The sequence below is a fragment of the uncultured Erythrobacter sp. genome, assembly GCF_947499705.1.
Classification (GTDB): domain Bacteria; phylum Pseudomonadota; class Alphaproteobacteria; order Sphingomonadales; family Sphingomonadaceae; genus Erythrobacter.
In genome coordinates, this window is sequence record NZ_CANMPJ010000001.1 from 2,151,945 (window position 1) to 2,164,377 (window position 12,433).

Annotated in this window: 9 protein-coding genes; 1 reads left to right on the forward strand and 8 read right to left on the reverse strand. The window is 60.6% G+C overall.

Annotated features, from left to right (window positions below; all coding sequences use genetic code 11):
• Positions 1–70: 70 nt before the first annotated feature.
• Positions 71–739: a YopT-type cysteine protease domain-containing protein gene (locus Q0837_RS10310; RefSeq protein ID WP_298468502.1), complete on the forward strand. Its 669-nt coding sequence runs from the start codon at positions 71–73 to the stop codon at positions 737–739.
• Positions 740–750: 11 nt separating this feature from the next.
• Here the strand turns inward: Q0837_RS10310 and acs are convergent, their stop codons facing one another.
• The 8 genes from acs to Q0837_RS10350 all read right to left on the reverse strand — a co-directional run bounded on the left by acs (position 751) and on the right by Q0837_RS10350 (position 12,432).
• Positions 751–2,673, reverse strand: coding sequence for an acetate--CoA ligase (gene acs / locus Q0837_RS10315; protein WP_298468504.1), 1,923 nt, complete (start codon positions 2,671–2,673; stop codon positions 751–753).
• Positions 2,674–2,731: 58 nt separating this feature from the next.
• Positions 2,732–3,316 carry a nucleotidyltransferase family protein gene (locus Q0837_RS10320; RefSeq protein WP_298468507.1) on the reverse strand — a complete coding sequence of 195 codons (585 nt, stop codon included), beginning with the start codon at positions 3,314–3,316 and terminating at the stop codon, positions 2,732–2,734.
• Entirely contained in the window at positions 3,309–4,253 is a 945-nt protein-coding gene (locus Q0837_RS10325) for an XdhC family protein (protein WP_298468509.1), read from the reverse strand. Before Q0837_RS10325 ends, Q0837_RS10320 begins: the two co-directional genes overlap by 8 nt.
• 20 nt (positions 4,254–4,273) lie before the next feature.
• Positions 4,274–4,753, reverse strand: a complete 480-nt coding sequence (locus Q0837_RS10330) for a c-type cytochrome (protein ID WP_298468513.1) — start codon at positions 4,751–4,753, stop codon at positions 4,274–4,276.
• Positions 4,754–4,787: 34 nt separating this feature from the next.
• A complete protein-coding gene (locus tag Q0837_RS10335) occupies positions 4,788–7,040 on the reverse strand; it encodes a molybdopterin cofactor-binding domain-containing protein (RefSeq protein WP_298468516.1) in 2,253 nt (750 codons plus the stop codon).
• Between the two features lie 3 nt (positions 7,041–7,043).
• Positions 7,044–7,523: a (2Fe-2S)-binding protein gene (locus Q0837_RS10340; protein ID WP_298468519.1), complete on the reverse strand. Its 480-nt coding sequence runs from the start codon at positions 7,521–7,523 to the stop codon at positions 7,044–7,046.
• 77 nt (positions 7,524–7,600) lie between these two features.
• Entirely contained in the window at positions 7,601–8,824 is a 1,224-nt protein-coding gene (locus tag Q0837_RS10345; RefSeq protein ID WP_298468523.1) for an Nramp family divalent metal transporter, read from the reverse strand.
• On the reverse strand, positions 8,821–12,432 hold the full coding sequence (locus Q0837_RS10350) for a hydantoinase B/oxoprolinase family protein (protein WP_298468526.1): 3,612 nt from the start codon (positions 12,430–12,432) through the stop codon (positions 8,821–8,823). The genes Q0837_RS10345 and Q0837_RS10350 overlap by 4 nt, the downstream gene beginning before the upstream one ends.
• Position 12,433 lies beyond the last annotated feature (1 nt).

The following is a 12,433-nucleotide window of genomic DNA, read 5'->3' on the forward strand; positions in this document are numbered from 1 at the left end:
TAGATTCCCAATAGACCATGATGTGATCTCAATAGAATCGAATTTTCGATGATTCGACTGGAGATTAGACATGCCTGGCTACAAGCAATTCGTCAGTGAATTCAGCGCAGAGACGGTATTCTTGCAAACCCAAGGATATTTCGAAGATGATGATGTCGACAAAGGAGTTTGCGCGGCATTGTCGTACATGTGGGCTAGCGAGAATTTAGACGGGACATTCAAACTGGACGAATGGAGGCCGCGCGAAACGCGGTTCAAGTTCTCAGGCGTGCCTATGAATTCTGGAATCGGAAAGCAGTTTCCTGACCTGGTAATGCCGACCATTCACGCACAGAAAGTGAAACCCGGCTCGAAGTTCGTTCAGAAACTCTACGAGGTAGAATTCAGGACTTCGTCCGGAGATGCAATCCTTAAGATCGGACGCAAGGACGGCAGGCTGATCAAGCGGGTGGCAAAGATCTCGGGAAATGTGGGCGGGGCCGATGTTGGTGAGAACCTGAAACGATACAAAGCGAGTTTTCTCAACGGCTACGGAATTCTCACTTTCTCGATGAAGAAGGGAGGGCATGCCGTGGCGTTTCAGGCAACCGAGGGTCAATTTCAGCTATATGACGCCAATCTCGGTCACTTCAAAACCAGTTCCTGGCGTAGGATGAAGGAGCTCATCTCGTCCGCGTTTCAGGCTGCTGACTACAATTGCCGCAATTTGTCTTTCTACTCTGTCGGCAGAGTGAGCTAAGTGTCACCCACTTAGCCCTGACGCCCTCCGATCAACCGCCCAACCAGCGATGGGTCGGCCAGTGTCGAAGTATCGCCCAATGAGCCGTAATCATTCTCCGCCACCTTGCGCAGGATGCGGCGCATGATCTTGCCTGAGCGAGTTTTAGGCAGGCCGTCGGTGAATTGAATGTGGTCGGGCGAAGCGATCGGCCCGATCTCCTTGCGGACATGCGCGCGCAGCTCTTTGTAAAGCTCGTCCGAGCCTTCCTCGCCCGCATTCAGGGTGACGTAGCAATAGATGCCCTGCCCCTTGATATCGTGCGGGTAGCCGACCACTGCGGCTTCGGCGACGAGATCATGCAGCACCAGCGCGCTTTCCACCTCGGCGGTGCCCATCCGGTGGCCGGATACGTTGATGACATCGTCGACACGCCCGGTGATCCAGTAATATCCGTCTTCGTCACGCCTGCAGCCATCGCCTGTGAAGTACTTGCCCGCATAGGTGCTGAAATAGGTCTGGATGAAGCGCTCGTGATCGCCGTAGACGCTGCGCGCTTGGCCCGGCCAGCTGTGGGTGATGCACAGGTTGCCGTCAGTGGCGCCCTCAAGCACGCCGCCGTCATTGTCGACCAGCTGCGGTTGGATGCCAAAAAATGGCCGGCCCGCGCTGCCCGGCTTCATATCATGCGCCGCGGGCAGCGTGGTGATCATCACACCGCCGGTCTCGGTCTGCCACCACGTATCGACGATCGGGCAGCGGCCCTCACCCACAACATCGAAGTACCAGCGCCATGCCTCCGGATTGATCGGCTCTCCAACGCTACCAAGCAGCCGCAGCGATGACCGATCCCGGGTAGTCACAAACTCATCGCCTTCGCGCATCAGCGCGCGGATCGCAGTCGGCGCCGTGTAGAGGATGTTGACCGAGTGCTTGTCGACCACGTCCCAGAACCGTCCGTGATCAGGATAGTTGGGCACGCCTTCGAATACGACGCTGGTCGCCCCGTTCATCAGCGGGCCGTAAACGATGTAGCTGTGCCCGGTCACCCAGCCGATATCGGCGGTGCACCAATAGATCTCGCCCGGCTGGTAATCGAACACGTAGTTGAAGGTGGTCGCGGCCCACACGCCGTACCCGCCAGTTGTGTGTAGCACGCCCTTGGGCTTACCGGTCGATCCGGACGTGTAGAGAATGAACAGCGGTTCTTCGGCTGCCATCATTTCGCATGGAACATCCGTATCTGACGCGACCTCGTGGAACCAATGGTCGCGGCCTTCGGCCATGCCAACTTCAGCGCCCGTGTGCTGGATGACAAGGACACCATCCACGTCTGCCCCTTCAATCTGAAGCGCGGCGTCGACATTACCCTTGAGCGGTACAACCTTGGTGCCGCGCAGCCCCGTATCTGCCGTAATGACGAACCTACTTTCGCAGTCGATGATCCGGCCTGCCAATGCTTCCGGAGAAAACCCCCCGAACACAACCGAATGGATCGCGCCCAGCCGCGCGCAGGCAAGCATTGCTGTCACACCTTCGACGATGTTGGGCATGTAGATCGTGACCCTTTCGCCCTTCGACACGCCGATGGCTTTGAGCGCGTTGGCCATCCGAACAACTTCGCCATGAAGGTCGCGGTATGTGAGCGTGCGACCGTGCCCCGTCGGATCATCGGGTTCGAAGATGATCGCGGTATCGTCGCCGCGCGTTTCAAGATGGCGGTCGACCGCGTTGTGGCAAAGATTGAGCGCGCCGTCGGCGAACCATGTGATGTCAACGGGATCGTACGACCAATCGCCGCCTTTCGCAGGCGCGGAGAACCAATCGAGCCGATTGGCCTGATCAAGCCAGAACCCATCAGGATCGCTGATCGAACGCTGATACATCGCCGCATATTGCTCTGGCGAGCAATGGGTTGCCCGCTCGAACGGCGGACGCTTCACGAAATCGGTCACGACGAATCTCCCTTGTTCTGGCCGTTTAGGAGGACACGCCGGTGGCTGTCCACAAGTCCTATCCGAGCGCGGCGAGTGCTTCGGGCGTGTCGATATCGGCGAGCCATCTGGTGCGGCACTTGATTGTGTCGCCTTCACCCAGGATTGAGCGCGCGCCCTTATTGCCAGTCAGCGCGGTCAGTCTGTCGAATTGCTCGCGCCCAAAGATCGCAGGCGGCATCCGAATGATCCCGTTGGTAGAGGCGATGAGCAGATTGGGCCCAAGGGCACGGGCAGCATCGACCATCGCCGAATAATGCGACACCGGGATCAGGGGCATGTCTGCCAGCGCGATCAGCAACGCGTCGCTTTCCGCTCGGCGCGCGATACGAGCAGCTGTGGCAACCGACGTACCCATGCCTTCATCGGCATTGGGATTGCGGACAATTTCGAACCCGGCATCGCGCCAGCCGCCCGCGCAGGAGTGCTGCTGGTTCGAGGCGATGACCATGCGTAGCTCTGCGGGGACTTCGGCCAGCGCATCGCTGACATGCAGACCCAGAGGCTTGCCGCGAAACGGCGCGCGCAGTTTGTCGACCGGACCAAACCTGCGCGAAGATCCTGCCGCGAGCACGGCAACCGCAAGGCGCAGAGGTTCAGCCAAGTGCAACCTCAAAGTCCGCGTCCTGATAAGTGCGGATCACTTCGGCAAGTGTCGATAGCGCGAGGGTCTGCGGATCGCGCGAGGAGTGGAACACGCCAATCGGTGCGCGGATTGTTGCGAGTTGCTCTTCCGTAATTGCACGCTTGGCCAGAGCCTCACACCGCATTGCATGCGCCTTTCGCCCGCCCATTGCGCCGAGGTAGAAGTGCGGAAGGTCGAATGCGCGCGTCATTAGCTCGATTTCCCAGTCGTGATCGTGAAACAGGAACACCATAGCCGTCCACGGGTCGCTTTCGAGCAGGTCGGTCTGGCTGGTGCGGTCGATATGTATGGCGCTGAGGCCTTGGTTAGTGAGGGTCTCAACAATCCGCTCGTCTGGGGTGAGCACGTTGGACCCGCAACCCATCGAACGTCCGAGTTGGGAGAGCGCTTCTACTCCCGCGCCATGACCAACAATCAGCAAGTTTGGCGCTGGCCAGTGGCCGAATGACCCTGTGCCGCGCTGATGATCAAAGCTCTGTGCAACCCATTCAGCCGCATGTTCCGCGCCCTGCTCTTTGAGGATTATCGAAAACGGCTCTCGCTTAGCGGTTGATCCCAGACATTGGGACGCCAGATCGCTCGATCCAACCGGTTGAAAGTGCAGGTCCAGCCCACCCCCGCATGGCAGCTTGATATCGAGATAAGGAGAACCTGCGCCGAACCGCACAACCCGGCCTATGTCTGCCTTCAGCACAGCCAAAGCCTCAGCGACAACAGCGTTCTCAATGCAACCGCCAGAAAGCGAACCGGCGAAGCTGCCATCCTCGGCAACCCCCATGATCGTGCCCGGATTACGCATCGACGACCCTTCGACCGCGCACACGGTAACGAGCACGGCGGCCATCCCGCGCTCGCGGCATTCATCAAGGAATTGCAGAACCCGCTGAAGGTCCACGGATCAGGCGCGCCTTTCGGTTACTCGGACAGGCTGCCGAGATAGGCGACGATCGCCGCGCGGTTCTCGCCGTCGCTGACGCCGCCCGCGACCATGGTGGTCCCTTCGACCCGGCCTGCCGGATTGGCGAGGAAGCGATCAAGCTCGGCAATGTCCCATGTGATGCCTGAACTGGCGAGTGCATCAGAATATGCGAAGTCGTCCAGCGAGCCCGCTTGCCGCCCGACTACGCCGTGAAGATTAGGACCAGCGGTCGAGGCAGCCCCTGCTTCGACCACATGACATCCTGAGCACACAGCAAACGCCGTTTCGCCTTTCGCCACCAGATCGACCACATCATCGCTGGCCGCTTCGGCATTCGCTGCGATGGTGGCGTTGGCAGCCGGTTCGCCCGGCTCGCGCACGACGATTTGTTCGACTGGCGGTTGCTCTTCCGTGCCGCCACATGCGGCCAGCATCACTGTGAGCAGGCCTGCCGCCGCCAATGTGCGTGTGTGCATCTTTGTGTCCCCTCTAGGCTTTTCTTGGCGCCGTTCAGGCAAACTGTTTCGCGATCGGCAACTCGCGTAGGCGCTTGCCCGTCGCTGCGAAGATCGCATTAGTCAGAGCCGGAGCAGCAGGCGGCAGTCCCGGCTCGCCTGCACCGCCAATCGGCACATCGCCGCTGTTGATCAGTTCCACAGTGATCTCAGGCACTTCGTTGATCCGCAGCATCTTGTAATCGTGGAAGTTGCTTTGCTTGATCGCGCCATCGACCAGCTCCAGCTCGCCGTACATCGCGGCGGTCAGACCGAACACGATCCCGCCTTCGATCTGATTGCGGAAGCCATCGGGGTTCATGGCGTAACCCGCATCGCAGACTGCCCAGACATTTGTCATCTTCGGCTTGCCCGATGACATGTCGACTTCGATCACTTCGGCGACAATTGTACCAAAGCTCTCGACAATAGCGACGCCCTTGGCTTTGCCTTCGCCCGATGGCGCCCGCCATTCGCTGATCTCGGCGACCTTCTCGAGCACAGCCCGGTGACGCGGCGCGTCCTTGAGCATGGCAAGTCGGTATTCGAGCGGATCCTTGCCCGCTGCATGCGCTGCCTCGTCAATGAAGCTTTCGATGAACCAGCCCTGCTGCGAGTGATCGACTGAGCGCCACGCCTGGAACGGCAGATGCAATTCAGCCTCTGCAACCCGCACGGAGGTGTTGGGAATATCGTACATCGCCGGGACACATGCCTCGGCAGGATCATGCCGCTGCGTGAACACGCTGTCATAGGCCATGAGATTGCCCGCATCATCCAGCCCGGCACGCAAGCGGTTCATGTCTGCGCAGCGATAGAGCGCCTTTTGCGTGTCTTCCTCACGGCTCCAGATCATCTTGACCGGATAGCCGGTGGCCTTGGCAATGCGAGCGGCCATTGCGACATATTCCGCGCCAAGCCGGCGACCGAACGCCCCGCCCAGGTAGGGGTGATGGATGGTGATATCGTCAGCCGACAGACCAATCGTCTTGGCCACTTCGCTGCGCGCCATCAGCGGCACTTGCGTGCTCGTCCAGATGTCGCACTTGCCGTCCTTGTAGTGCGCGGTGCAATTCAGAGGCTCCATCGGCGCATGCGCGAGATAGGGGGCCTTGTATTCCGCTTCGATAGTGGTCGCAGCCTTGCCAAATGCGTCCTGCGCATTGCCTTTCGCCGCCGCTTCGTTCCCGCCAGTCTCGCCCGCGTCGTCCAGAGCAGCCGCAAAGGCGGCGAACTGGTCGTCCATCGTCTTGATCTTGCTCTCGGGCTCGCTCCAGCCGATCTGGATCGTGTTCACGGCCTGCTGCGCCTGCCAATAGCTATCGGCAACCACTGCGACGTAATTGCCCATATTCAGGATCTGGAGCACGCCAGGCATATCCTTGGCGCGGGTCGCATCCATGCTCTCTACCGAAGTGCCCTGGATTGGAGGTCGCACTACAGCTGCATAGGAAAGGTCGAGACCTTCCGGGACAGCATCGATGCCAAATTCGGCGGTTCCGGTGATCTTGGCTGGAATGTCCGTACGGGCCTTGCTCTTGCCCATCAGGCGGTATTCGGAGGACTTCTTGAGCGTAGGGGTGTGATCCATTGGCTGCTCCGCAGCCGCAGTCGCAAACTCGGAGTAGGGCGCGGAATTGCCGGACGCTTCGTGGATCAGCGTACTGTCGCGGGTCACGATTTCGCTCGCAGGAACGTCCCAAGCCTCAGCCGCTGCCCCCTTCAACATCTGCCGCGCAGCCGCTCCGGCGACACGCATCGAATGCTGGCCGGTGGTGCGGATCGAAGACGATCCGCCAGTGATCATCGCATCGGCCAGCCGCGCCATTTGCGTGAACAAGCCATCCCAAGTCGGCTCGATCCAATCCGCTGCGTTCAGCGTGAACGGCGCAAGGAACATGCGAGCCGTATCGCCAACGACGTAACTGCCATCGGCGGGCGCTTGCATGACGTTGACCTTGTCCCATGCCGCATCCAGTTCATCGGCGAGCATCTGCGCCAGAACCGAATGCGCGCCCTGTCCCATCTCGCAATGCGGGACGATGGCGGTGACGATGTTGTTGGTGTCGATCTTGACCCAGCTGTTGACCAACTGCTCACCGTCGCCCGGAGCGACACTGGATGCCAGCTTGTCGATCGGGTTACCCGGACGCACACCGATGCCGATCAGCAGACCGCCACCAGCGAGCACGCCCGCGCCGATAAATCCGCGGCGGCTCCATTTGGCCAAACCACTACGTTCTTTCTTCTCAGGAGACAGATCGTTCATGGCTCAAGCCTCCTCATTACGCGGTTCAAGCTGACCGGAGGCCACTTTGATCGCGCGGCGGATGCGGGTGTAGGTCCCGCAGCGGCAGATATTGCCTGACATGGCCGCGTCGATGTCCTCGTCGCTCGGCTGCGGATTGTCGCGCAGCAACGCGGTGGCGCTCATGATCTGGCCCGACTGGCAGTATCCGCATTGCGGCACCTGCTCGCTGATCCACGCTTGCTGGACCGCAGAGAGCTCGCCTTCCGGACCGGAGATGCCTTCGATTGTCGTGATCGCCCGGCCTTCTGCCTCGGCAATCGGGGTCGAACAAGAACGCACTGGCTGCCCATCGAGATGCACAGTGCAGGCCCCACACTGTGCGATCCCGCAGCCAAATTTGGTGCCATTCATGCCAAGCTTTTCGCGCACGACCCACAGGATCGGCATCGCCGGATCGACTTCGGCAGTGGTCTCCTGCCCGTTCAAGGTGAAACTCGCCATTCGTATTCTCTCCGGACTCACGCCTCAGTTGCGGTGCGCAACCTATCTTGAACGCTCACGTAAGGGAAGAGCGCGGGTTACATCACCCCGGCGGCGCGAAGGATCAACCGCACACCGAGACCTGCGGCAACCAGCACGACAGTGAACCCCAGCGCATTGGCGAGTCTGCCATTGGCGAAGTCTCCCAGAATAGCGCGCTGGTTCATTGCATAGAGCAAGAACACGGCGACGACCGGTAGCAGCAGGCCGTTGGCGAACTGCGCCGAAAGGATAATCGTAATCGGGCGGATGCCAGTGAGCGCAAATCCTGCGCCGATCACGATCACGCTGAGTGCCACCAGCCTCATCGCGCGTTGACGCTTTTCCGGCGCAACCTGGAAAATCTCGCTGACCGCATAGCCGGTCGCGAGCGGAGCGGTGATCGAGCTGGTCAGCCCTGCGGCGAACAGCCCCGCACCCATCAGATATTTCGCGTGCGACCCGAACAGCGGCTCAAACTGCGTCGCCATATCTGCAGCACTTTCAACCGGCACAGAGAGCGCGAACAGGCTGGCCGCTGCGGTCGAGACGATGAGAATCCCGATCAGGCCGCCGATACCGATCGTGACCATCGTGTCGACCCGTGCGGCGGGCAGGTCTGCTGGCCCTGACCATTTGTTGCGTGCAGCGCTGGCGTGGAGGAACAGGTTGTAGGGCACGACAGTGGTCCCAATCAGGGCCACCACGGTGAGCAGCGCTCCTTCGGGAATGGTCGGGAGAATAAGTCCCGCAAAAAGCGCGCCGAGATCAGGGCGCACAATCGCAAAGGTCGCGACAAAAGCGAGCGCCATGAACAGCACCAAAGCGACGAGCACTTTCTCGATCTGGCGATAGCTGCCGGTCCAGAGCAGCAATGCGGCGAGAACCGAAATTGCTGCAACGCTTGCTTGGAAAGCGATCTCGGAATCGCCCGCTGCTGCCGCGATCCCCAGCGCTGCACCGGACAGATTGCCCGCTTCATAGGCCGCATTGCCGACATAGAGCGCCACACAAATCAGCGCGATCAGCGGCCAGCGCCACACCGATTGGCGGAACAATTCAGCAAGCGTCTCGCCCAGTCCCTTCTGCGTGATCACACCAAGCCGGGCGGACATCTCCTGCAGGACCATCGTCGCAATGGTGGCAAACACCAGCGCCCAAAGCAGCGCATAGCCGAAGCTCGCGCCTGCCAAAGTGCAAGCGGTGACGGTGCCCGGTCCGATGAATGCGGCAGTGACCAGCGCGCCGGGGCCGCTGTTTCTAAGGCGCTGCGTGATGCTCATGTGTCCGTTCCCCCAAAGCCGCCGCCCGTTGGCGTGCGGATTACCACGCGGTCCCCCGCAGCGACATCGGTTTGGTCGCATCCGGCCAGTTTTTGGGCCGAGCCATTGCGGCGCTCAATCCAGTTCCTGCCGGGTCGGCCATCCTTGCCGCCATCCAGACCGACTGGGGCGACTTTTCGGTGGTCGGACAGGATCGAGACCTCCATGTCTTCCAAGAAGCGGATCGCGCGGGTTACGCCGTCGCCAGCGTTCGAGGCCCCCTTCCCGCCTGAACCACGATCGATACGGAACTCGTCGAGCACCACGGGATAGCGATGTTCGAGCACTTCGGGATCGGTCATCCGCGTATTGGTCATATGCGTGTGCACCGCCGCCGCGCCATCGAAACCGGGTCCTGCCGGAGCGCCTGAACAGATCGTTTCATAATACTGCCGCGAGGCGTCACCGAAGGTCAGGTTGTTCATGGTCCCCTGACTGGTGCCGAGCTTGCCGAGCGCCGCAAACAGCGCATCGGTTATCGCTTGGCTGGTCTCAACATTGCCCGCGACGACAGCTGCGTCGTTGCCGGGATTGAGCATCGAACCTTCAGGCACGATAATGCTGAGCGGCTTCATGCATCCGGCATTGAGCGGAACGTCATCATCGATCAGGCAGCGGAAGACATAGAGCACCGCCGCGCGTGTGACTGCTGGCGGAGCGTTGAATGCACTGTCCTGCTGAGCGCTGGTGCCGGTGAAGTCGATGACGGCGCTTCCAGCGTCACGGTCGGGCGTGATCGCCACCTGGATCGCAGCGCCTGAATCCAGTTCCAGCCGGAATTCTCCGCCTTCGATTGCCCCGATGACTTTGCGCACGGCAGTCTCGGCGGTGTCCTGAATATGCCCCATATAGACCTGCACGACCTCAAGGCCGTATTGCCCGATCAGCTTGCGCAGCTCCCCGGCACCCGCCGAATTGGCAGCAACCTGCGCCATCAAGTCAGCGACGTTCTGTGCGATGTTGCGGGCAGGATTGGGGCTGTCGCTTAGTAAGTTCTTGATCCGCTCGGTCTGAAATTCGCCGCTTTCGACCAGCTTCACATTGTCGAGCAGGATTCCTTCGTCGTCTATCGTGCGCCCCAGTGGTGACATCGAACCCGGGCTGATCCCGCCGATGTCCTCATGATGCGCGCGAGACGCGACGTAGAACAGGACCTGTTCCTCAGCCGCATCAAAGACCGGCGAGACCACCGTGACATCAGGGAGATGCGATCCGCCCTTATGCGGATTGTTATGAACGAAGGCGTCGCCCGGCTCGATTGCAACCCCGCTCTCTATGATGGTCTTCACGCTCGCATCCATCGAGCCAAGATGCACCGGCACGTGCGGCGCGTTGGCGACCAGATCACCTTCGGCGTCGAAGATCGCACAGGAGAAATCGAGCCGTTCCTTCACATTCACCGATTGCGCCGTGTTGCGCAGAATGATGCCCATCTGCTCGGCAATCGACATGAACAGGTTGGCAAATATCTCAAGCGTGACCGGATCGAATGCAGTGCTGCGCGCCAGCGATGACCCGGTTGCAATGTGGGTGAGGATCAAGCAGCCGTCCTTGTCGACTTCACCGGCCCACCCCGGTTCGATGATCGTCGTTCCCGTTGCTTCGATGATGATCGCAGGACCATCAATCCGATGGCCGAAACAGAGGTTGTCTCGGTCGAACATCTTGGCGTCGCGCCAAGCGCCTCCGGAATAGAACCGCGTGACTGTCTTCGGCTGCGGCGCCTCCTTTGCTGGCTCAGACTTAGGCGCAGCCTCTTCCGCTTGAGAACATGCCTCGCTCTCGACGATTACCGTGTCGAGCAACAACACTTTTTCGGGCGCAGCAAAGCCGAATTGCTGCCGGTGAAGTCGCTCGAATTCTGTTGCCATCTCGTCAACCGAACCGAGCGGTACGCGAATCGCGGTTTCCGTCCGGGCGTAGCGCATCAGGGCACTGACGTTGTGAACGACTTCATCGGAGCCAACACCTTGTTCAGCCAATTCCCTTTCGGTCTCGGCCCGCAAGTCAGCAACCGAAGATCGAACGTCTTCGAGCGCCTGCTCCGACAAGTGCTTATCCATCACACGCTGACGCTGAGCTTCGGTTTTGGCGAGGCCCATGCCAAAGGCGGACAGAACCCCAGCGAAGGGATGGATCTGGATGCTTCGTATACCCAGTCGCTCGGCGACAAGACACGCATGCTGCCCCCCTGCTCCGCCAAAGCAATTGAGCACATAGTCCTTCACATCATGCCCGCGTGCGGTCGATATCTGTTTGATTGCCTGCGCCATGTGCTCGTTGGCTATCGCAAGGAATCCTTCGGCCACCTCTTCGGGTGAGCGGCCATCATCCAGTTCGGTGGCTACGTCAGCAAAGGCCGCGCGCGAAGCCTCCGCATCGAGTGGTTGCGACTGATCGGCGCCGAAGATCGCGGGAAAATGCGCGAGCTGAACCTTGCCGAGGCAGACATTGATATCGGTCACAGCCAGTGGCCCACCGCGCCGGTAACAGACCGGCCCCGGATCGGCTCCGGCGCTTTCCGGGCCTACCCGCAAACGTCCATCCTCGAAGCGCAGGATCGAGCCGCCACCCGCTGCAACCGTATGGATATGCAGCATCGGCACGCGCATCTTCGCGCCCGCAACTTCGGTCTCGTAGACCTTTTCAAAGGTGCCCGAATAGTGCGACACATCTGTCGACGTGCCGCCCATATCGAAGCCAATGACTTTCTCGAACCCGGCGCGCTTCGCCGTGTGCACGCAGCCTACAATGCCTCCTGCGGGACCGGACAAGATTGCATCGCGCCCGCGAAACTTGGAGGCATCGGTAAGCCCGCCGGAGCTCTGCATGAAAAGCAGCTGTCCGGGCGCACGTGCATCGGCAAATCCGTCCGCAATGCGATCGACATAGTTGCGCAGGATCGGGGTCAGATAGGCATCGACCACGCTAGTCTCACCGCGCGGGACGATCTTGGTGAGCGGGCTGACTTCGTGGCTGACCGAGACCTGCGTAAAGCCGACTTCGCGCGCGATCTCAGCCAGGCGGATTTCGTGATCCGGGTAGCGGTAGGCGTGCATCAAGACGATGGCGGCAGCGCGCAATCCGGTCGCAAAGGCAGCCTCGAACGCCGCATGCGCCCGCGCCTCGTCCAGCGCTAGCTCGACCGCTCCGTCGTCGCGGACCCGTTCGGTAATCTCGATTACATCGGCATAGAGCGGCGCAGGCCTTTGAATGTTGAGCGCGAACGTATCCGGGCGCGCCTGCGTGCCGATCTCGATCACATCGCCTAGACCTTTGGTGATTGCCAGAAGGGTCGGCTCACCCTTGCGCTCCAGGAGGGCGTTGGTCGCGACCGTGGTGCCCATCCGGACCGACTGGATCGTTTCGAAACTGAGCTGCGCTTCGCCAGTCAGTTCGCGCATCCCGTGCAGCGCCGCATCGTCATAATGCTCAGGGTTCTCGGACAGGTATTTTCGCGTCAGCAACTCGCCACCTGGCGCACGCGCGACGATATCGGTGAACGTCCCGCCGCGATCGATCCAGAATTGCCATTGGCCTGTCGTGGCCGAACCGCGGGTATCTTGCATG

Coding starts and splice junctions, on each gene's coding strand:
- Q0837_RS10310 (WP_298468502.1), top strand. CDS start 71: ATGCCTGGCTACAAGCAATTCGTCAGTGAATTCAGCGCAGAGACGGTA.
- Q0837_RS10330 (WP_298468513.1), bottom strand. CDS start 4,753: ATGCACACACGCACATTGGCGGCGGCAGGCCTGCTCACAGTGATGCTG.
- Q0837_RS10335 (WP_298468516.1), bottom strand. CDS start 7,040: ATGAACGATCTGTCTCCTGAGAAGAAAGAACGTAGTGGTTTGGCCAAA.
- Q0837_RS10340 (WP_298468519.1), bottom strand. CDS start 7,523: ATGGCGAGTTTCACCTTGAACGGGCAGGAGACCACTGCCGAAGTCGAT.
- Q0837_RS10345 (WP_298468523.1), bottom strand. CDS start 8,824: ATGAGCATCACGCAGCGCCTTAGAAACAGCGGCCCCGGCGCGCTGGTC.
- Q0837_RS10350 (WP_298468526.1), bottom strand. CDS start 12,432: ATGCAAGATACCCGCGGTTCGGCCACGACAGGCCAATGGCAATTCTGG.